The sequence below is a fragment of the Prevotella sp. S7 MS 2 genome (genome assembly GCF_000762865.1).
In the GTDB taxonomy this organism is placed as follows: domain Bacteria; phylum Bacteroidota; class Bacteroidia; order Bacteroidales; family Bacteroidaceae; genus Prevotella.
Genome location: NZ_JRPT01000020.1, coordinates 12,869 through 34,663, shown reverse-complemented (window position 1 = coordinate 34,663; position 21,795 = coordinate 12,869). Strand labels below are relative to the sequence as shown.

Here is a 21,795-nt window from a genome sequence, read left to right as displayed (position 1 = left end):
ATCCTCGTATTAGGTTTTAATATTTTTAAGACATAGCCTATATATTGGCTAGAATCTATGCGTGAAGTTATTATGGTTATCGCAAATTTACTTCTTTATTCGCGCGTATCAAAAAATATCTGTGACGAAAAAGTACAAAAAGACTCAAAATTAATACAATTGCCTAATTATCAGTATCTTCTGTTCTATACTTCGAAGGCATAATGTGGTAGAAGTCTTTGAAGCATTTACAGAAATAACGAGCAGATGAAAAGCCGTTTTTATCGCTTACTTCTGCAATGGAAAGGTTGGATCTTGTCTTCAACATGTGGGCGGCTTTCTTCAGGCGGTAAGACTGTATGAAACTCATCGGAGTGTCTGAGGTAAGGCTTTTCCACTTGTTGAATAAGGCTGTTCTCGACATACCAATCTCGCGTGCAAATTTGTCTACATTGAAACTTGGATCGGTGTAGTTTTCCTCTATCAACTTGAGTGCACGCTCTAATAGCTGCTTATCTATTTCGTTGGTGGCTAGCATATCGGGCTGTTGTTCTGCTGATTTAGAGAAGCGTTGCTGTAACATTCTACGATTATTGATGAGATTATTGCATCGCGCCAATAAGATACTAGCTACGAAAGGTTTAGTGATATAGTCATCGGCGCCTATCTTGAGGCTCTCTACTTGGTTGTCGACAGATGTACGAGCCGTTAACAGCACCACAGGGATATGGCATATCTCCGGATTACGCTTGATAGAGCGACAAAGTTCGGTACCCAGCATTTTGGGCATGACCAAATCTGTCAATACAATATCAGGCATCGTCTCTTTGACTGCGACTAATCCTTGTTCGCCATCTTGTGCCGTCACCACTTTATAATAAGGACGGAATAAGTCTAGAAGCATTGTGAGGAGAGTTTCGTTGTCTTCAACAATAAGGATAGTGGCAGTCTCTTCGGGCTTTTCTACGATTTGCTCTACTTCCTTATCGGCTATCATGGTGGTCTCTACAGGGAGTGTCTGAACCATTAATTGCTGTTGTCCGGTAACCTCTCCTTTTGGAATTTCTATGATAAAAGAGGTACCGTTGGCTTCGTCACTTGTTACATGTATCTTTCCTTGATGCAATTCTACGATACCTTTGACAAGTGCCAGTCCGATACCGGTGCCTAGTTCGCGTGATGATAATTCCAATTGTTCTACCTGATAGAAACGGTCGAATATCTTTTCTATTTGTTCGGTAGGAATAGGATTGCCCGGATTATTCACAGATAGGGTGAAAGTTGTTTCGTTGGCAGATAGTGCTATCGACACCTCTCCGCCTTGTGGAGTGTGCTTGATGGCGTTGGCCAACAGATTGTTGATTACTTTTTTCATTTGTAGCAAGTCGAGCTTAGCAATAATATGTTCCGCATCGCATTGCAATCTCACTTCGATACCCTTGGCTACGCCATATTCCCGATAGATGAGGAAGGTCTCGTAAATAAGTGAGGTTAAGTCCAATTCCACGGGATGTATCACCATCTTGCCTTGTTCCTGCTTTCTGAAGTCGAGCAATTCCGTGATAAAGTCTCTTAGTTGCATGCTACTTTTGTGTATGCTGAGGAGTTTTGAATACACTCTAGGACTGAACGTGTCCATACCAAGCATACTTTCCGACAACCCGATAATGACCGTAAGCGGGTTTCGTATCTCGTGTGAGATGTTCGTAAAGAATCGCAGTTTTGACTGATTCATCTCTTCTATGTCCGACGCTCGTTTACGTTCGTACTTCAAAGAGGCGTATAGCTTGACACGTTCTAGATAGTTGCTGGTGAGATACCAGATGATAAAAAAGAGAATAAATGAATATGCCAAATAGGCCCACCATGTCTTATACCATGGCGGTAGAATACGAATCTCAAGTTTTGCCGCTTGTATCTCCGGTCTCGACGATTTACAGATTAAGGTATAGCTGCCCGGATTCAAGTTGGTGAAGCTTACTACCGATTGTCCCTCATGCAGTTCATTCCATGTCTTAGAGTAACCTTCTAGCTGATAGACTAGCTGTGCACGGTTGTCTTCTATGTGGTTTGAATTGGCTATCTCGATAGCGAACATTTTCACATTATTCTTCAGTATAAGTTTAGAAGTGTATTCCAATGCATGCTCTAACAATCCTGTTTCGTCTTGAGGGCTCACCTCTTTGCCATTGACGAAGAGTTTGCCAAATTCTATATTGTATTTTTTTGAAATATTGTGCAACAGCTTCTCGTTGAAGAATAGCATACCATTGACACCACCCAAGAATACCTGGCCGTCTCTATTTACATAGAGTGCACGCTCATTGACGGCCGATAAGGGGAATCCGTTATCTCTTCCGAAGTTTTGGAAATGTTTTTCTTTGAGATTGAGTTCGGAGTAACCTTGATTGGTAATGACCAACATCTTGTTGGTGGATACCGACGATTCGCAGATGGAATAGACACAATCACTTGCCAATCCGTTTTTATTAGAATCATAATTTTCAAAGTTGTTGGTCTGCGGAATGTATCTGTCTATACCTGTACCTGATGTGCATATCCACACGTTTCCCTGTCGGTCGGTGTAGATTTTATTGATATTGTTGCTACTGAGCGAATGTTGATTATGCTCATTGTGTCGATACCAATACAACATTTGCTTCCTCATGTCATAGCAGAACACACCGTCTCGTTCTGTTCCTATCCAAAGTTGCTGCTTCTTATCAATGGTAATACACGGTATAACCGATATATGCTTACTGAATTTATTTCGTTTCAGCAGTGGTGTACACTTGCCAGTCTCCGGCGTAAAGAGGCAAACTCCATTCTGTGTGGCGAGTATCAGCTTGTTGCCATAGGGCACGATGTCTCTTACGATGTTAGAGGGTAGGGAGTGAGAGTCACCCTCTCGGCGACTATAGTTGGTTATTTTGCCTGAATTCAAGTCCATTCTGTTAAGACCGCCCAAGTGTGTTCCTGTCCACAGGCATTGTCTTTTTCTGTCGTAGTATATGGATTTGAGGTTATTATGTGCAATGTTATTGGGGGTAGAAGGTAGCGAGAACCATTTTATCTTTCCGGTATTTCGATCGTACATGTTAAGACCGCCACCTTCCGTACATATCCATATGTGGTTTTGGTCATCTTCTGTCATACTTCCTACGATAGGACTACTTAGTCCGTCAGCAGGGCTTTTGCCCTCTCTGAAGTAGTTGTATATTTCATATTCCGGGTTGAAATAGTTCACTCCACCGAAGTATGTACCCATCCATAGTGTACCTTGTGAGTCTTTGGCTATACTCCAAATAGAAGCATTTGTCAGGCTCCCGGCCTTGTCATCGGCATTATAGAGTAGGAAAGTACCATTGCCTTTATCAAATCGCTGTAGTCCCCTGAATGTACCAATCCATACATATCCTAAGTTATCTTGGCAGAATGTACGTACAAAATTGCTCTGCAAGCCGGTATGGTCTTCTGCTCTTATATTTCTGATGCGCCCGTCAGCGCTTATCCGATACATGCCGTCGGCCCAACTACCAATCCACGTCTCACGTTCTTTGTCGGTATAAATATCAATGATACTTCCCCTTTGGATGATGTGTTCTAGCTTTCCACGCTTTGTTCTGCGGTATACCCCTCTGTTTTTTGTGCCAATCAGCATATTGCCTTGGCCGTCGAATCCGATGTTGCTGATGGTGGTATTATCGGGAAGAACGGTAAATATAGTATGCTGGAGATCATGATCATAGGTATAGACGGTATTCTCTATGCCTACATATAATTGTTTGTTGAATTTGATAGCACTTACAGGTGCGTGATTGATGGTCTTAAATCGTCGGGTAGAAATGTCCATCATGGCCAGTCCTTCGGTACATTGCAGATATAGTCTTCTGTGTCCGTCGGATATAACCCGGCTTACGGTGTTACAAAAAAGCGAATGTGGCTCCCCTTTCTTTTTGCGATATACGGTGATGGTCTTACCATTATAGTAATTCAATCCCTCGCGTGTTGCAATCCATATCATGCCCAATGAGTCTACACAGACACTATTTACAGATACTTGCGACAAACCGTTCTCAGGCATCAAATGCTTGAAAGTGATGTTTTGAGCTGATAGCGATGTTGCTAACAGGAGTATTGATAGGAATAGGAGAGAGAGTCTTTTCATGTAGTGAACTGCGTAATTATTGAATGACAACCTTGAGTGGGCTCTTTAAAGCGGCCATATATTCCTCACTTCTGAGTTGCCATTCGGTTTGTGTACGGACATCGTAGTTACTCCATGCACTACCGAAATAGTAGGTATAACGTGCATTGTTCTGCAATTTCTTCACGATACCTACTACATGGCCTTCATATCCTTTGTCGCTATTGGTCTTGGGGAGATACTTTGTTTGGGCACTTTGAGGGAACAGGATGCCTGTATAGATCTGGAAGTTATGCTTCTCCGGTGCATCCGTAGGGTCTACATATAGTAGGTAGTCTTTACCTAACATCATGTCGCGTTTGTCGGTAGAGTGCACTACAATGCCAGCTGCCATGTCCATAGGCTTTTGTAGACCGTCGTACCACACTGTCATCTTATTATAGTTTGAGCCCTTGTCAAGGCTGATGATGCGATGTTCGGTCACTTGGTCGTTGTCACCGATCTTCTTGGTCTCGTATGTGAGAGCCAGTGTAAAGCGCAATGGACCGTTGTCTAGTATATCGTAGTCTTTGAAACAATAGGGGAAGATGAGTTCGCCTTTGCTCATAAGAGCCGGGGTGCCACATCCTAATGTCGGACCAACATTGTAACAATCCATACCGTTTCCTTGGTCTAAGTGGAACGTTGTAGCCAATCTGATAGCCTCGGCTTGTTCCTTTTTCCCCTCTCTGAGGAGTTTTTGTTGGCGGGTCGTACCGTCTAAGGCCTGCGTGTAGCGGTCTTTGACGACAAGCTCAGATGTATTTTTCGTCCAAACATCAATACCGAAAGCGCGTTCGCCGGTCTTTTGTAGTGCCGGTCCGTATACGCGATAGATACCTCTATCGTTTTCCCATGTAATGTCATCTACTCGCTCGCGGTAGAATTTCCCATATACCCATGCTTTCATGGGGTGGGGAATACCTTTCTCAACCGTGAATATGGCTTTGCCAAGAGGCAAGATTTCTACATCAAAAAGGAGTTTCCTGTCATGTGTAATTTGGTATGTTATCTGCTGTCCAAATGCATTTTTTACGATGATAGACTCGTATTGTCCGGGAGTGATGTGCTTGACGATGCTGTCGTAAGATACTTCCACGAGCTCTTGTCGTTGTGTAGGTAATTCGTTTGTGACGGTAACGGTTACTTTTTGAGCATGTCCAGCCAATGGTAACAAGTAAAAAGCTGATATGATGCTGGCGATTTTTAGTTTTTTCATGATATATTGTGTTTACTATTTTAAATGAATTGCAGTTGTGTCAGGGCTTTTTTGAACTACAAAAATACGTAAATATCTCTTTTTTACAAGCTTTTTTGTATTTGTTTAACAAAGTGCTTCTATGAGTAGATTTGCGATATGTTAGTTCGTTGGTGAATATGATGCTGGTTGACTCTGCGTTTGACTCTACCCCAAACAAACTGAATGAAAAAGTTGAATGAAAATTTTGCGGATTCAAAAAAAACGCATACCTTTGCATCGCAATTCGGAAATGGACTTTTGAGTTGCGAATAAATTGGGATATGGTGTAATGGTAACACTACAGATTCTGGTCCTGTCATTCTTGGTTCGAGTCCGAGTATCCCAACAAGAAAGAGGTTAACAAGTTGTCAATACAACGAGTTAACCTCTTTTCTTTTATACATAATATCGACAAATGAGGAAAGAGCGAGATATAGTTTGATAGGCTATATCTCGCTCTTTTGTGTTTATTTCGTTTCTAAGTGTCGTAGAATATAGTCCCTACATTCTTCCATCAGCCACTTCGGTGTGCTTGTTGCACCACATATACCGACAGTTTTGATACCTTCAAACCAACTCATTTCAATCTCTTCGGCTCGTTCTATTTGATGGCTGTTGGGATTGATATTCTGGCATTGCTTGAATAATACTTTGCCGTTGGAGCTCTTTCGCCCACTGACAAAGAGGATAACATCGTGGCGTGTGGCAAATGTGGCGATGTTGGGCATGCGATTGGCCACCTGTCGGCAGATGGTGTCGAAGCTCTTAAAGGTTGCTCCATCTTGCATGTGAGTCTGTAGGTAGTCGATGATTCGGTGAAATTCGTCGAGACTCTTTGTTGTTTGTGAGTACAGATAGATGTCGCGTGAGAAGTCCAACTTTTTCACATCTTCAAACTTCTCTATCACAATGGCCTTGTCATGGGTTTGTCCTACAAGTCCCAAAACTTCGGCATGACCATTTTTTCCAAAGATAACAGTCTGCGCATTGTCTTCGTTGTTATCGTGTTGTTTCTTGATTCGGCGCTGTAATTGTAGTACCACGGGACAGGTAGCATCTATGATTTCGATGTTGTTACGCCGTGCTATCTCATAGGTTTCGGGCGGTTCTCCGTGGGCACGGAGTAGCACTTTTACATCATGAAGGTTGCGCAACTGGTCGTGATCAATTGTAATGAGGCCGCGCTCGTGCAAGCGTTCCACTTCCATCCCATTGTGTACAATATCGCCAAGACAGTAAAGCGTCTTGCCGGAAGCCAGCTCTTCTTCGGCTTTTTGGATGGCTGTGGTGACTCCAAAACAGAATCCACTGCCATTATCTATTTCTATTTGCAACATGTAACTTCTTTCTATAGTTTGTAATCAATATTGATAATCACCTTCGAATGTTTTGGGTCGTTGGTTATCATCAATACGCGTGGTTTGGTACGAACCTTTCGTAACAGGTCGGCCACGCCTGTAATCTTGAGTTTCGTCTTCTCTCCGGGAGCAATCTTGGTTTTGTTCAGCGCCACTTCTATGCCGGCGGTGAACATTTGTAACTGCCGAATGTCGAGTACAGCTTTTCCCTTATTCTCAATTTCGATGACTCCTTTCAAACGCTTCCGTCCTTGGAAACTACCCAAATTAAGTGTTGTGGCAGAGGCTGAGAAGACTGGATTGCCTTTCTTGAAGACCGAATTTAGTTGGTTAAAGTCAGGCAATAACACTGTAGAAACAGATATTGCTTTGTTTTCAGACACCTTATCACCGGGCATAAAGCCTAGGTAAATAGTTGTCTGATTAAGTCCTAAATCGCGCACCAAGCGTGAATTGAGTGTCACGGTAGCCACTCCAGTATGTCCCGGAGCAATGCGCGATGGAGCAACCTCGGCTTTCAGATAGTTCGGTAAATGCATCATGACCGGCTCAGCCGTGCGATCGGTGCTATTATAAATATGTATCTTCTGAATCGGGGTATCCCCTCTATTCACGTCGTCGAACTCTATATCGCCAATGTCGGTGTGCAATTGGCCGAGTTCAATGGGATATGTTCCGGCAAAAGAGGTCAATTGTGCCACCACGACACCCTTTAAGGTGAGCATGGTAGGAGTCGTTCCACCAGCTGCATAGATACCAATCTGTTTTTGGAAATGTCCCAGTTGCTTGGCATCGTAAGTAGCTTTTACACTGAATGCTGCACCAGGTGCGATGCCGTTGATTGGGAATTTTACTTGTGTACAACCACAATCCGACAGTACTTTTTCTATTCGTAATTCTGTCGTTCCTGTATTCTTTAGTTTGAATTCCACTGTTGAGGGAGTACGAAAGAGCACCTGTCCCATGTTCAACTCATTACGATCAGCGGTAATCTGTTGTGCCTGAAGACCTAAAGAGGCCATCATGAACAACGCTGTTATCATTGTTTTTTTATTCATTCGCTTGTTTTCTTATTTAATATGTAGGGATTTGGCCGTAGCTCGTCCGCTATATTCGGGAGCATAAGCACATTGTACAGTGCACAGCCCCGTTTGGTATTCGCCGGCACGGTCGATGTAGTATTCGGTTTCTACGATGTGTGTGCCTTTAGCCAATTGGTCAAAATAATAGTTCGTAGTATTGTCGCGTGGGGCACAATAATAGCCCCAACGATAGCCACTAAGTTGTTTGACAGGCTCTAGGCAGGCGGCACGCTTATCTTGTACTTGTACAAAGTCATAGTCACGATCGGCAATTATCGTGATACGAATCTTTATCTTGTCGCCTACTTTCAATGGGGTAGACCGGGGAGCAACGATTTCTCGTTTCACCTGAATACCCATACTTGCAGCTTGGATGTCTATTGTGTTTTGGGTAAACTGGGCGTATAGTGCACCCCAACTAGTGCCTTCGACCTGCTTTTCAACCGTGAATGTCTTCATCGTTTTGCCCTCTTTCATCATTTTCACATATCCGGTTGCAGTCGAAGGCTTTGCTTCGAGCGCTGTACCATCAATGGAGAGTGTGGCAGGTGTAGCGTCTATCTTGAATGCGGATAGCCCTTTGGCAGGATTAGAGCCAAGTGTAAATGCGTAAATAGCATTAACAGCATTGATAGGAGTGTCCCAACTTTGGGTACGTTTGCATTGCAAGAGCCAGCGTTGCATGTCGTTGATAGTCTGCTTTTCAGTGGGATGAAGCAAATGGAAAGCTTCTATGGCAGCTACCTCTGTAGGAATCTTGTAGTCGAACCAGCTGTAGCAAGCATTTCTAGAGTCGTAATATCGTCCCATTTCTTCCTTATAAACACTGTATTCATTCAGGCTCTTGAGATTGGTCTCTGCCTGTTTCTTATATCCGTTTCGAGCCAAAATGACGGCTGTGTTGGCCTTTCCATAGATGGTATAATCGGCCGATGAGGCGGCAATCTGCTTCAACATGTAAGCTTGTGCTTCTCCTCCTTGGCGTCCAAGGTTTTTCAACAGCGACTTGATATAGAGTGTCTCTATTGTCATTTCGCTCGGCTCATCTATCTTAACACCGCGTTTTCGTTCCGCCATCATATAGTCGTATTCTTCTTGGATCTTTTTATCCAAATACGTAATAGACTTTGTGATAAGCCTAAAAGCCTCTTGGTCGAGTGTCACAGTGCAGAGACGAGCCAGCATCTTGGTCACTTCGGCCGTCACATAACGACTCCCTCGCATGCCGGGCCACCAACTCCATGAGCCATCGGGGTTCTGCAGACCGCTTAATTTTTTCAATACGATGGTCTGGCGTTTCTCCAATTGCGACTCATCCAAGTAGTCAGCAAGCAACTGTTGTTGCTCCGTCTCGTTCTTAGCATCTGTCAACCATGGCGTTTCATCCAATGCCAGCGTCTTTAATTCTTCATTCTGCATCAACTTACTCTTCTGTTGGCTGTTGTTTTCTATCTTCCATTGCTTGATGACGCGGCTGATAGCAGAGTCTGAATATACAATATGTGTTGCTAAACTATTGGCATAATAGGCAGCCGCTAAACTGATAGCGTCGTCGTCACGTGTGTTGCTGACGGTGGGTAATGCCTGTATCATCAACCATTCTGGATTGTTGGTATACTCTATAGTCAACTTCACATCCTTGTCGATAGGTGCTAATTTCGTCAAATCCACGTTTTTTACACCTGCTCCTATTTGTGAGAAAGCGTACGTATTGGTCACTATTTCCTGCTCAGGCATGATGAGTAGGTAGTGCTGTTCGCCATCGCTGAAGCCACGACCTTCTACCATTGTACGGCAAATCAACAATGAAGAGTTGAGGCCTCGACCTTCCATGAAATTCTTAGGAGTTACGGTGAAGTTAACGTTAGCTGTCTTTTTAGCCTCCACATTGAAGTCTTTTACCACTTCGGTAAGCACTTTCTCCGTCTCTGGATCGATAATTTGCAGCGTCGCTTTGCCCTTTACAGCCTTATCAGAAGTATTAGACAGACGTGCATTGATTTCTCCCTTATCGCCTTGACGCAAAAATCTTGGCATGTTAGGTTGTACCATTACGGTCTTTTGAGCTACCGCCTCGTCCTCCAATATGCCATATTTAATATCGGAATCGTGTGCTAATCCTATGAACTTCCACATGGTTACGCTCTCCGGAAGGGTGAATTTTACGTTTATATTTCCGTTCTTATCGGCCGTTAAAGCAGGATAGAAAAAAGCTGTTTCGTTGAGGTTCTCGCGTAGTTGAGTCGTAGTCTTCGCGGTTTTTTCCTCTTCCTGAGCCTTTGGCGTCTCAAGGATTTGAATTCCGGCAACCTGACCTTCAAATGCATCTTTGCTATTCATCAACCTTTCTGCCTTTGTCATGGCAGAGCCGACCGTCACCGATCGTGTTTTTGTTGCGGCAAAAGCGTAGTAAGGCATGGTTGCCCTAAAGCCATAATCTAAATTAAACAACCCATTATCGAAGTGCGAGAAGTTGAGCTCTTTCTCCGGTAATGCCCGCATGGGTAGCTCCCCATACATCGATATGTCGTTGAAATCGATTGTCTGCCAACGTGTGTTAGGCAGGTTCAGATACAGTAATGGTGAGAAATTCCACTTGTTTTTACGTATTTGGTCAAGGCTTTTGTCGTACATCGTTGCCATTAATTGTGCATTTGCAGCCTTGCCATCAGGGTGCTTGATGGTCAATGTCCATTCCTCATTTTGCCCCGGAATCAAACGGTTACGGAATGTTTTCCACTCCACCTGTAAGCGGTTGTCGGGTAAAGCTCGGCAAATTTCTGCTCTATGTGTATAGCATTGACCGTCTTTCACCCATGCGTAAGTAAGTAAAATGCCATCTCCCCATTCCTTTTGATAGCGGAAGGCGCGTGTGTTCAGCGCCTCACTTTGCTTGATAACGCCACTTTCCAACACTTTCTCATCACTCAACATGGTGTACAATATATATTGGTCGGGATCGCTCGACCCTATCTGCACATATACCGGTTTACCATCTTTAGGGAATGTATTGGCACTCTGATAGAACCAATCGTGAGTAGGTATAACGGGGTTCCTGTCTTTCACAGAGAAGACCACGAACTTTTGTTCCAATGTGTCTTCATTACATATAGCCTTCAACACGTGCAAACCCGACTTCAATTTCGTCATACGTGAATCGCTGATAGGCTCGTTAGCCTGCCCCGACATCGACATGTCATCAATCTTGAAGTATACTTTCCCAGCCACAGGTTCGCCCGATATATTCAAGTAACTGAAAGTAATGGCTTTTAAACTGTCGCTTTCTATCTTCTGTGGGAGATTATTTGTGAATATCGACGTGCGATTACTGAGTGGCAAACGTGTCTCGCCCGTATGGCTTTCACCGTTCAGGTCGGTTACCTTCGCCTGTATTTCGTACGAGTAATAGCGTGGTGTGTTTGTGTCGCCTTCTTCAGGCAACTGCATCGGAACCTCTATTTTGAAAGTTCCATCGTCCGTTGTTACAGTAGTATCGCTCTTGATAGTCTGATCTGAACGTTCTGACCGATACCACCTGAAAGCCGAACGACGTACCACAGAGTATGCCACTTGAGCTCCTTGTACGGATATTCCTGCATACGTATGTGCCTTCCCTTGTACACTCACCGTGTCTCCGCTGTGGTAAACTTGTTTTACCTTATCGAATGAAACTTCAAATGTGGGGCGCTTATATTCTTCTACCGAGAAATCTGTATAGGCATAATCTACGTTTGCACGCACCGAGAATCGCCCGGTCAAACCTGTAGATGGCAACGTAAATTCGGTCGAGGCGGTACCGAAGGCATCGGTCTTCACGTCGCGCGAAGCCACTTTCTTGCTATTGGCATCGTACAAAGAGAGTGTCACTTGTTTGTCGTCGATAGCCTTTGTCTCTGTATGAGCGATGTTGTTATACACGATTGCGGCCACATGCACCGTTTGCCCGGGACGATAAATCTTTCTGTCGGTGAGCAATTGAGCCGTCTCGCTTGTTCCCTTATGATTGGTATAGTTGAAGTAACCGTTAAATTCTGTCTCCGGACAGTACTTGTCTTCATCGGTATAAGCGTGAATCCAGTCGGGCATGCGCTTCGAATAAGAGACCACTGCCTCTCCCTTCTCGTTGCAAACAACCGTTTGTATATCAGTCTTTTCTTCGAAATCCGGATGAGTAACTAGTTTCACCTTTGCCCCCGGAATTGGTTGACCGGTAGTAGCACTTACCACGGCAAGCCTGATTTGATGGTTGGGTAATACCTCGGACATCACATGTATATCGCTCACATGGAGTAAGGCACGCTCGACAGCGATGTTAGTATTGTCAGTTGTAAACTCTATCAAGTACACGCCTTTTGTTAGTCCCTCTATCGTCATAGAGTCGCTTGTCACCTTATAAGCAGGCAGTCCGATGTATCTATGAGTAATAGTCTTCTGTGTATCTAGCTGTAGATGCTTACGCAATTCGGTATAATCGTCTTCGTCATCAGCCTCCAACTCTACATAGCCGGTATAATCCAATCGCGTTACCGTCATCCTCAACTGCTGTACATTGGTGATACTGCGGATGGCAACCGTACGTTTCTTATCGGGTATCTGAACTCCTTTTCCCATATCTACCAAGAAGCAGGGTAGGGTGAGACGTGTTTTGGCATTGCGTAATATATTCATACGTGGCCAAGTTCCCCAACGGCTGAGTGCATAGTTGATGTAGTTGATTTTCTCTTCTACCGATGTGTCTATTGCCTTATCCATGAAATTATAGCGCTCAATAGCCACTTCGCCGGCCATGGGTAGGTCATGGTATTCGTGGATAAGAGAGTCGAGGGTTTGTAGATAGTGCGATTTACGTGCTAATGCCACGTCTTCCCGACGGTCTTTTTGGGTGATGAGATAGGCACAGATACACGCTGCGGCCCTGTTTCCATGCGCTTTATAATAATCGTGTAGCTGTTGATAAGCCTCAGCTTCCATGCCAATGACATGTAATAGATCTTCATAGAAGATGTTGCTATCGTAACCTTTTACCACGAGCGGTTCGTAGTTTTTCGCCAATTGATGAGCCAACAAGTCCGGATGGCGCATAGATTTCTCGTAATACTCTTTGCTGATACGCTCATGTTCTTCCTGTGTTTCATAGTTTTTATAGATATGTCCCAGCACCGAGGCATAGACATCGGCTAGCACCTGATTCTTCCTTTCTGCTTTCTTTTGCTTTGTTTCTAGCAGTACGATGTGTTTCTTTAGGGAATCGGGCGATATAGATGTCTCGGCATCAGCCATTTTCAACTGTGCCTTGATGAGTTGTCCGTAGTCTCCGGCAGCCGTAGCTTTATCCACAATTACATTGAGTATCGAGATTTGCGTCTTGGGTAAATCCTTCTTTTCAGCCGCAGCCACTTTCTTCCAAAGCGACACATAACTCTCTGACATTCCTACAAAGGGAAATAAAGTAATCATCGTGATGAGAGCTAACAAATATTTCTTCATATCGTGATGCTTAAAAATCGATTCCCAATAAGTCTTGATTGAATGTGGAAACCGAATAATATTTTATTCAGAAGTGTATAATATATTATGCAAAGATACAAGAAATCTGTAGCGAAGCAAAAGAAAAGAGCCTTTTACTATGTGAAAAACTGCTATATTATATTTTATTTCATGAATAGAACGACAAAATATCAGACAGATTTTATACTTTTGCAACATACGAAAGAATATGATAATATCAAAACACTAACTAACCAATGAGACATGGAATCGGTAAAAAAAAACTTACACAAAAAACTCTTTAATTTGCTAGTAATGCTCGTTTGCAGTCTGTTATTGACTGCTTGTCACGAGGAAGAGGAAGACAATGGTTTTCCTGATGAGAAGAATGCGGTGGTCTTCAACGGGCGTATAGTCAATTCAGAAGGTATCGGTATCAAAGACGTTAAGCTGCAAGCTTACTTCATCGATAGATATTATCTATATAGCAAGACTCGTAAAAAGGGTGAAACCAAGACCGATCAAAATGGTAATTATCGGCTGAAAATCTATGTAAGAGCTGATGAAGACTCACTTCTTAAGAAGAGAAGTGAGTCCTTTTATCAATTGACAGCCGATGTAAGTTGTCTCCCAAAAGATAAGTACCTGATACCGGAAGACGAGAAATATAGTATAGAGTTGTATGGAGAACGTCCGGATCCTGTAGAGCAATTAGCGTGTTTGGTTCCAGAATATCGTAAGATAGACGTGACTCTGACTGGATTCAGTGCGAAAGACGATACCCAAAACAAATTTAGAATCACTGTAAGGCCGTCCGCGGGATTCTATGTGAAAGACAAGAATGGCAAACGTCAATTCTTATATAAACCCGATAAGAGCTACGAAGCCACTCAGGCCAATGCCCGGTATACGATTCCTTTTGCCATCAACGACAGTACGGAAGTTGCGGTACTTCGCGAGAAAGATGGAAGGATAAACTATGTGTGGAAGAAAGTTTTCATCGGTAAGACGTCGCCAACTAGCTTGACGTTCGACTACAATGCAGCGGATTAATAGCTTCAATCTCTGAAATCTCATCCCCAAGAAGCTTCTCTTTTAAGAGGAAAAGTCCCATCCCTTCTTTCCCCAAAAGGGGAATGAGGGGGAAAAAGAGATAAGGAAAAGCTAGTAAACTGATGAACTTAAAGGCTTATTCAATTACTTATTAACTCAACAACTTATGGACTTATCTTGCTGCACCGGCTCGCCAGCATCGCTGCCTAGGCTAGTCAGTATGGCTGAATGGGCTTTGCAACATTGCTGGCGAAGCCCTGCAGTGAGTTAATTGTTGAGTAGCTGAATAGACTATTTGGTAAGATTGCAGCCATATATGTCGTTACTTGATGATGAAAGTCCCCTTTTCTATGCCTCATAAGTATCGATATTGTAGAAAAAAGGAGGATGTATTGTTGCGAATGAAAGATAATTTTGTTACTTTTGTGGAAAATTATAACATAATATATTAAATTCGTTGACATTATGAAAGATTTGGATTGGTCTAATCTGTCTTTTGGTTATATACCAACAGACTACAATGTCCGCTGCAATTATCGTAACGGCAAGTGGGGTGAAGTGGAAGTTTGCTCCGATGAATATCTGAAACTTCACATGGCTGCCACCTGTTTACATTATGGTCAAGAAGCTTTCGAGGGCTTGAAAGCCTATCGTTGTCCCGATGGTAAAGTGCGTGTTTTCCGCATGGAAGAGAATGCCGCTCGCTTGCAAAGTACTTGTCGTGGTATCATGATGCCGGAGGTTCCGACCGAGCTTTTTGAAGAAATGGTGAAGAAGGTTGTACGTCTTAATCAAGAGTATATACCTACCTACGAGAGTGGGGCAACGCTTTATATTCGCCCATTGCTCATTGGTACGAGTGCACAAGTGGGTGTACATCCTGCCGACGAATATATGTTCTTGATATTTGTAACGCCTGTAGGGCCTTATTTCAAGGGTGGTTTTGCCAGCAATCCATACGTGATTATTCGTGATTATGACCGTGCTGCGCCTCTGGGTACAGGTATTTATAAAGTAGGTGGAAACTATGCTGCGTCATTGAAAGCCAACCAGATAGCACATCAAAAAGGCTATGCCAGCGAATTTTACCTAGACTCTAAGGAGAAGAAATATGTGGATGAGTGTGGTGCAGCCAATTTCTTTGGAATCAAGAACAATACATATGTCACTCCAAAATCGACTTCGATACTGCCTTCCATCACCAATAAGAGCTTGATGCAGATAGCAGAAGACTTGGGATTAAAGGTGGAAAGGCGTCCTATTCCGGAAGAGGAACTCGATACATTTGAGGAAGCTGGAGCTTGTGGAACGGCTGCTGTCATCTCGCCAATATCGCATCTTGATGATCTCGATACAGGTAAAGTATATAACTTCGGTGACCAACCGGGACCGTGGTCTAAGAAACTTTACGATACACTTCGCGGTATCCAGTATGGTACGGTGGAGGATAAGCACGGTTGGACGACCGTGGTCATTGAATAAAGAAATAGATTTAAAGGCATGTTGAGCAGAGCTTGGCATGCCATTCTTTGTTATACTAATTAATAATTAAATTCATGGATTCACTCAGTAATTATCGCAATCGAGCCTTGGCTTCGCTCGAAAACAATTGGGGAAAAGCTGTTATTGTAACGATTGTTGTCTTGCTCATCTCTTTGCTGTTTCAAGGTGGGATACAGATTGCATTTTCGTTTGGTGGTAAATTGTCAAAGCTTACTAGCAATATTTTTGCTGCATTGATATTAATCCCTATATCGTGGGCATTCAATGTGTTCTTCTTGAGAATGCTAAGAGGTGAAAATTTAGGTGTAAAAAATCTATTTGATGGCTTTTCTGATTATGGGCGTATACTCCTTGCTATCGTATTAAAGAATGTATACATATTCTTATGGACCTTGCTTTTGATAGTACCGGGAATCTACAAGTCTTTTTCTTACGCTTTGACGGAATTCGTACTTCTAGACCATCCGGAAATGAATGGAGAGCAGGCTATCAAAGAAAGTATGCGCTTGATGGATGGTAGAAAGATGGCATTGTTTCTACTTCTTCTCTCATTTATAGGATGGTTGATACTTTCTTTTATAACACTTGGTTTGGGATTTATATTTTTATTCCCTTATGTGCAGACGGCTATGGCTCATTTTTATGAAGATGCCGTAAAGGAAGATGGAGCAAGTATCAGCGATTAAATAGCTAGAACTGTCTTTTTGTTGTTTGGTTTGAGGGGGCTTCTTTGCACTCTCAAAATAATTATTGTACCTTTGTGTCCTAAATAAAAAGAGGATATTACAAATGGGAAAAGGGAAATTAGCAAAGTTTGCAGAGATGAAGGAGATGGCTAACGTCTTTGAATATCCATTCTCAGTGGTCGATAATGTGCCGTTTACCATGAAAGGTCATTGGCGCGAAGAGTATTTCCACAACGACAATCCTATCGTCTTGGAGTTGGGGTGTGGCAAAGGTGAGTATACCGTAGGACTGGGTAAACTCTTTCCGAACGTCAATTTCATCGGTGTAGACATTAAAGGTTCGCGCATGTGGACAGGTGCAAAGCTAGCTCTCGAACAGCAATTGCCTAATGTTGCATTTCTCCGTACCAGCATCGAAATCATTGATCGATTCTTCGACCAAGACGAAGTGCAAGAGATATGGCTTACTTTTTCTGACCCTCAAATGAAGAATCCACACAAGCGATTGACCTCTACCTTCTTTATGGAGCGATACCGTCGTTTCCTCGTAGATGGAGGATTGATTCACTTAAAGACCGATTCCAACTTCCTCTTTACTTATACCAAGTATATGGTGGAGCGCAATCAACTGCCCGTAGAAGTATGTACGGAAGACTTATACCATGATACTCCTGCTTATTTGGTGGGTCAGCCTATCCTTACGATACAGACTTATTACGAGTCGATGTGGATAGAGCGAGGACTTAATATCCGTTATCTCCAATTCCATTTGCCCCATACAGTCCCACTCGTTGAGCCAGATATAGAGATTCCGCTCGATGAGTATCGTAGCTATCATCGCACGAAGCGCAGTAGCAAAGATATGGCAAAGTAAACAAAAACATTAGAATGATGACATTATATCCTAAATTAATAACAGATGCATTGGCTACCGTGGTTTATCCCGGAACCAAAAAGAATCTGATAGAAAGTGAAATGTTGGCCGATGATGTGCGCATCAACGGCATGAAAGTCGAATTTACACTCGTGTTTCCACGCGAAACCGACCCTTTCTTAAAGTCTACAGTGAAAGCTGCCGAAGCTGCTATACACTATCATGTAGATAAGGATGTGGAGGTAACAATCAAGACTGAGTTTAAGAACGCAGCCCGTCCGGAGGTGGGAAAATTGCTCCCTCAAGTTAAGAATATTGTTGCTGTGAGTTCTGGTAAAGGCGGGGTGGGCAAGAGTACGGTGTCATCTAACCTTGCCATTTCGCTTGCTCGACTCGGCTATAAAGTTGGTTTGCTCGATGCCGACATCTTCGGTCCGTCGGTACCTAAGATGTTTGGTGTTGAAGATGCGCGTCCGTATTCGGTTCAGAAAGACGGTCGTACGCTCATAGAACCCATTGAGAAGTATGGCGTGAAGCTGTTGAGTATCGGCTTTTTCATCGATCCTGATACGGCAACGCTATGGCGTGGCGGTATGGCGACGTCGGCTTTGAAGCAGTTGATAGCTGATGCCGACTGGGGAGAACTAGACTATTTTATCCTCGATACGCCACCGGGGACCAGCGATATACATCTTACGCTACTGCAAACACTGTCTATTACCGGTGCAGTGATAGTCAGTTCGCCTCAGAAGGTAGCGTTGGCCGATGCGCGTAAAGGCATCGATATGTATCGCAATGACAAAGTGAATGTGCCAATCTTGGGTTTGGTGGAGAACATGGCATGGTTCACGCCGGCCGAATTACCGCAAAACAAATATTATATATTTGGCAAAGATGGATGTAAGAATCTCGCCGAAGAGATGCAATGTCCACTGTTGGCGCAGATTCCTATCGTACAAAGTATCTGCGAGAGTGGCGACGCGGGGAAGCCAGCTGCTTGTAATATCGATACCATGACGGGACAAGCATTTATCAATTTGGCTCAAGCTGTGGTGACAGTAACCAATCGTCGCAATAAAGAGCAGGCACCCACGAAGATTGTAAAAGTAGATTGATGCGAGTTTCGCATGTATGCTCAAGTTGGGAGTTAGCAGGAGTTAAAAGGAAGTTAATAGGAGGTTGCGGACAAATGGCTATTATCTTCCATTATCTCCTACTAACTTCTGTTAACTCCCAAATATAATATTCCACTGTGAAGTTAGCAGGATTAAAAGGGAGTTAATAGGAGGTGGCGGACAAATGTCTATTATCTTCCATTATCTCCTACTAACTTCTGTTAACTCCCAAATATACATTTACCTGAGAAAATTATTTTATTTAGTCTTCTCCTCTGCCAATTCGCTTTTGCGATGGTCGAGAATTGGATTGATGAATCGGTCTAGCTGGTCGCCTAATTTCATCAATTCGTCCATGCTAATGTCGTAGTTATTGAAGATATTGATAAGGCATCCGGGGAAATCCTTACATTCATCTTGCATTGTTTTTCCTTTCTTGGTGAGAGACACTATCTTCTGTCTACGATCCACCGGACCGACGTTGCGGACTACCAAATCAAGTTTTTCCATGCGCTGGATGAGTGGAGTTACCGTGTTAGTCTCTAATACTAGTTTCTTAGCAATGTCATTTACCGGTTGGTTATCCTGTTCCCAAAGAACCATCAATACCAAATATTGTGTGTACGTGATGCCTAATTGTTTGAAGAATGGTTCGTAAGCTTGAATGATGAGTCGACTAGCTGTATAGAGTCTGAAGCAGACCTGATTCTTTAACTTTAATTGTTCGTATGCCATAAACAAAATCTTTTTATTCGCTATATTTATTCTTTTCAATTGAGAAATTAGGATGCAAAGATAAAGATTTGTTTTTGTATCGAAGACGATAAGGATGTTTTTTTCTTATCATTTAACCGATGTTAAGGTCAAAACGACATATTCCGACCTCGTTCCGATGCGAAATTTACCTCCCCAAATGCCCATGCCGCTACTTACATAGTATTTGGTTTTACCTTTTGTCAATGGGCCGAAAGCATCTTCATAAATGATATCTTCTATCCAACTGATAGGCCAAACCTGCCCGTAGTGGGTGTGTCCACTGAATTGAAAATCTATTCCTGCCTGTTCGGCTTCCTCTAAATGATAGGGCTGATGGTCGAGTAGGATGGTGTAGGTAGACTGGTTGGTTGTGGCAACAAGAGCTTTCAACGCCTTTCTATGCTTGTTGGTACGGTCGTCACGACCAATAATTGTTAGTTCGTTTTTGAAGACAATGCTGCTATCTTGTAGCAAATGAATGTTGGCATCGCGATAGAATTGCTCGCTCTTTAGTTCGCCTGCATAGTAATCGTGGTTGCCCAATGCCGCATAGACGGGCGCTTGGAGTCGGCGAAATTCCTCGGCCATGTTGGCTCGGAGCAGTGGTTCGACACTGATGTCGACTATATCGCCGGCAATTAAGACTAGGTCGGCGTGCTCGGAATTCACCTTATTCACCCAGTTGGCTAAGTCTGTCCGTGTATTATGATAGCCCAAGTGTAGATCGCTCATTAATACAATCTTCAAAGGTCGCTGCAATGGCTTCTCGGTAGTGACGTTCAGAGGCACACGCACCTTGTGATAATAGTTCAAATTGCCATAAATGAAAATTGCCGACATGATGATTAGTACTGTTAACGAACCTTGTATGCTATTCTGAATGAATGATGCCGGGACGAGATGGACGGCTCGTCCGAGGTCGAGTACCAGAAAAATCATCACCAGATAGAGGAGTACGAAGAGCGACGAAGTGCCTATTTCGTACATGAAGCGTGCCACGGTCGGTGGCATTTTATCCAGCCCTATGAGGATATTAAGAAAGAGTAGGGAGAAGCACAATATCATACAGGTGATGATGATACTCTTTAGCAGATTACTATAAGGCAGCATCATCCACACATGCCATCCCACATAACTGCATCCTATGATTGGAAGCAATAAGAAAAGTAAAGCCCACATTTTATTCATATCTTTTGTGTGGTAAAGATAGGGGGAGTTTCTTAAATAGCGAAACTTTCTTTGTCTTTTTGTTTTCTACTCGCTTTAACACCTTATTTTATAAACTTGTCAACTCATATCTTGTCTACTTGTTAACTCAAATAACCTTCTTCACATAACTCACTTCTTACTCTCCGCTCACTGCAATGGCTTGGCAAGCTTGCTGCCTCGCTTTTGCAGCAATCTTGTTTGGCTTCTGCAGCATTGCTGCGAAACCCTTGCAGCAGAATACAATAAGTTCTTTAGTATTAAGTTTGTGAGTTGTTGGGATTTGAAAATGGCGGAATAAGGAAAGCATATCTTTTTAGATTATCAGGAGGTAAGGAGTTAATGGGAGATTAAGGCAAATGCTTATAACTTTTTATGTGCTTCCGTTCTCCGGTATAAATCTGTAAAGCCCAAAGTACCAATAGGTACTCTGGGCTTTACGTAGTCCCTTATCCCGATAGTTATACGCTTTGCTCTAACTATCGGCTATTAATACTGCAGCGGTTTCACTGCTAAGATAGTATCTCTATCTCTACTTTACTACTGTGGCACGAACGATGGCGATGTCTTGTAAGGGGCGGTCGTTCTTGTCGGTTTCTGTGTTTTGAATCTCTTCAACGATGTTGAGTCCTTCCACGACTTCACCGAATACGGTGTATTGTCCATCGAGATGGGGCGTGCCACCTTTGCGGAAATATGCCTCACGGAGTTCGGACGGAATGATGATTTTTCCTTTAGTGGATTGGTCAAGGCGTGCTTGTACTTGGTCAATCATATCTTCGTTGTAACGTCGCCCGAAGACAATGTAGAACTGACTGGCTGATGAACGGTGTTCGGGATTTACGTCGTCTCCCTCACGAGCAGCAGCCACTGCTCCCCGTTTATGATATAATTGTGGGTAATGTATCTCTGCCGGTAAGGTGTAGTCGGGTGAATAAAGTCCTAATTCGGCTCCCGGTTCAGCGTGACGCGATGTGGAATCGCCCGTTTGAATCATGAATCGGTTGATGACGCGATGGAATAAATTACCGTCGTAGTAGCCTCCTTTCACAAGCTTCAAGAAGTTGTCGCGATGAATAGGAGTTTCATTGTAGAGTACGATGCGAATATTACCCTTGGTCGTTTCTAAAAGCACTTCATGGCGTAGAGTATCATTCTGCGCCATGAGTGATAGGGGAAGCAATAGAAGTACTATTGCATAAATAAGTCGTTTCATATATTTATGAATAATACTAAAAGGAGTGATGGAGTTAAGGAGTTGAAGTTGCGA

General features: G+C 43.2%; 13 protein-coding genes and 1 tRNA gene. 6 read left to right on the top strand and 8 right to left on the bottom strand.

Annotation, left to right across the window (positions count from 1 at the left end; all coding sequences use genetic code 11):
• Positions 1–163: 163 nt before the first annotated feature.
• Together HMPREF0671_RS04730 and HMPREF0671_RS04725 are read right to left on the bottom strand one after the other, a co-directional pair.
• Positions 164–4,147 carry a two-component regulator propeller domain-containing protein gene (locus HMPREF0671_RS04730; protein WP_036897306.1) on the bottom strand — a complete coding sequence of 1,328 codons (3,984 nt, stop codon included), beginning with the start codon at positions 4,145–4,147 and terminating at the stop codon, positions 164–166.
• Positions 4,148–4,163: 16 nt separating this feature from the next.
• Complete coding sequence (locus tag HMPREF0671_RS04725) at positions 4,164–5,384, bottom strand: DUF4861 domain-containing protein (RefSeq protein WP_036897303.1); 1,221 nt, start codon at positions 5,382–5,384, stop codon at positions 4,164–4,166.
• 296 nt (positions 5,385–5,680) lie between these two features.
• On the opposite strand from HMPREF0671_RS04725, the gene HMPREF0671_RS04720 reads away from it, so the two are divergent.
• A tRNA-Gln gene (locus HMPREF0671_RS04720) sits at positions 5,681–5,751 on the top strand.
• 121 nt (positions 5,752–5,872) lie between these two features.
• Here HMPREF0671_RS04720 and HMPREF0671_RS04715 read toward each other — a convergent pair.
• Genes HMPREF0671_RS04715 through HMPREF0671_RS04705 form a run of 3 tightly spaced genes read right to left on the bottom strand, consistent with a single transcriptional unit; the run spans position 5,873 to position 13,332 of the window.
• On the bottom strand, positions 5,873–6,742 hold the full coding sequence (locus HMPREF0671_RS04715) for a 4-hydroxy-3-methylbut-2-enyl diphosphate reductase (protein ID WP_036897300.1): 870 nt from the start codon (positions 6,740–6,742) through the stop codon (positions 5,873–5,875).
• An 11-nt stretch (positions 6,743–6,753) separates the two neighbouring features.
• Positions 6,754–7,821 carry a DUF1573 domain-containing protein gene (locus HMPREF0671_RS04710; protein WP_036897299.1) on the bottom strand — a complete coding sequence of 356 codons (1,068 nt, stop codon included), beginning with the start codon at positions 7,819–7,821 and terminating at the stop codon, positions 6,754–6,756.
• Between the two features lie 12 nt (positions 7,822–7,833).
• Positions 7,834–13,332, bottom strand: coding sequence for an alpha-2-macroglobulin family protein (locus tag HMPREF0671_RS04705; RefSeq protein ID WP_036897297.1), 5,499 nt, complete (start codon positions 13,330–13,332; stop codon positions 7,834–7,836).
• A gap of 264 nt (positions 13,333–13,596) precedes the next feature.
• Here HMPREF0671_RS04705 and HMPREF0671_RS04700 point away from each other — a divergent pair, with 264 nt between their 5' ends.
• The 5 genes from HMPREF0671_RS04700 to HMPREF0671_RS04680 all read left to right on the top strand — a co-directional run bounded on the left by HMPREF0671_RS04700 (position 13,597) and on the right by HMPREF0671_RS04680 (position 18,563).
• Entirely contained in the window at positions 13,597–14,385 is a 789-nt protein-coding gene (locus tag HMPREF0671_RS04700) for a hypothetical protein (RefSeq protein WP_156958362.1), read from the top strand.
• 465 nt (positions 14,386–14,850) lie between these two features.
• Entirely contained in the window at positions 14,851–15,867 is a 1,017-nt protein-coding gene (locus HMPREF0671_RS04695) for a branched-chain amino acid aminotransferase (RefSeq protein WP_036897293.1), read from the top strand.
• A 74-nt stretch (positions 15,868–15,941) separates the two neighbouring features.
• Positions 15,942–16,574 (top strand): DUF975 family protein, encoded by a 633-nt coding sequence (locus HMPREF0671_RS04690; RefSeq protein WP_036897289.1) that lies wholly within the window; start codon positions 15,942–15,944, stop codon positions 16,572–16,574.
• Between the two features lie 103 nt (positions 16,575–16,677).
• Positions 16,678–17,448: a tRNA (guanosine(46)-N7)-methyltransferase TrmB gene (trmB, locus tag HMPREF0671_RS04685; RefSeq protein ID WP_036897286.1), complete on the top strand. Its 771-nt coding sequence runs from the start codon at positions 16,678–16,680 to the stop codon at positions 17,446–17,448.
• 17 nt (positions 17,449–17,465) lie between these two features.
• Entirely contained in the window at positions 17,466–18,563 is a 1,098-nt protein-coding gene (locus tag HMPREF0671_RS04680) for an Mrp/NBP35 family ATP-binding protein (RefSeq protein WP_036897282.1), read from the top strand.
• A gap of 258 nt (positions 18,564–18,821) precedes the next feature.
• Here HMPREF0671_RS04680 and HMPREF0671_RS04675 read toward each other — a convergent pair whose 3' ends face one another.
• The 3 genes from HMPREF0671_RS04675 to HMPREF0671_RS04665 all read right to left on the bottom strand — a co-directional run bounded on the left by HMPREF0671_RS04675 (position 18,822) and on the right by HMPREF0671_RS04665 (position 21,741).
• Complete coding sequence (locus HMPREF0671_RS04675) at positions 18,822–19,298, bottom strand: MarR family winged helix-turn-helix transcriptional regulator (RefSeq protein ID WP_036897279.1); 477 nt, start codon at positions 19,296–19,298, stop codon at positions 18,822–18,824.
• 108 nt (positions 19,299–19,406) lie between these two features.
• The gene (locus HMPREF0671_RS04670; protein WP_036897276.1) at positions 19,407–20,507 is read right to left on the bottom strand and encodes a metallophosphoesterase; all 1,101 of its coding nucleotides are present in this window, start codon (positions 20,505–20,507) and stop codon (positions 19,407–19,409) included.
• Positions 20,508–21,057: 550 nt separating this feature from the next.
• Positions 21,058–21,741 (bottom strand): peptidylprolyl isomerase, encoded by a 684-nt coding sequence (locus tag HMPREF0671_RS04665; protein ID WP_036897376.1) that lies wholly within the window; start codon positions 21,739–21,741, stop codon positions 21,058–21,060.
• Between the last annotated feature and the right edge of the window lie 54 nt (positions 21,742–21,795).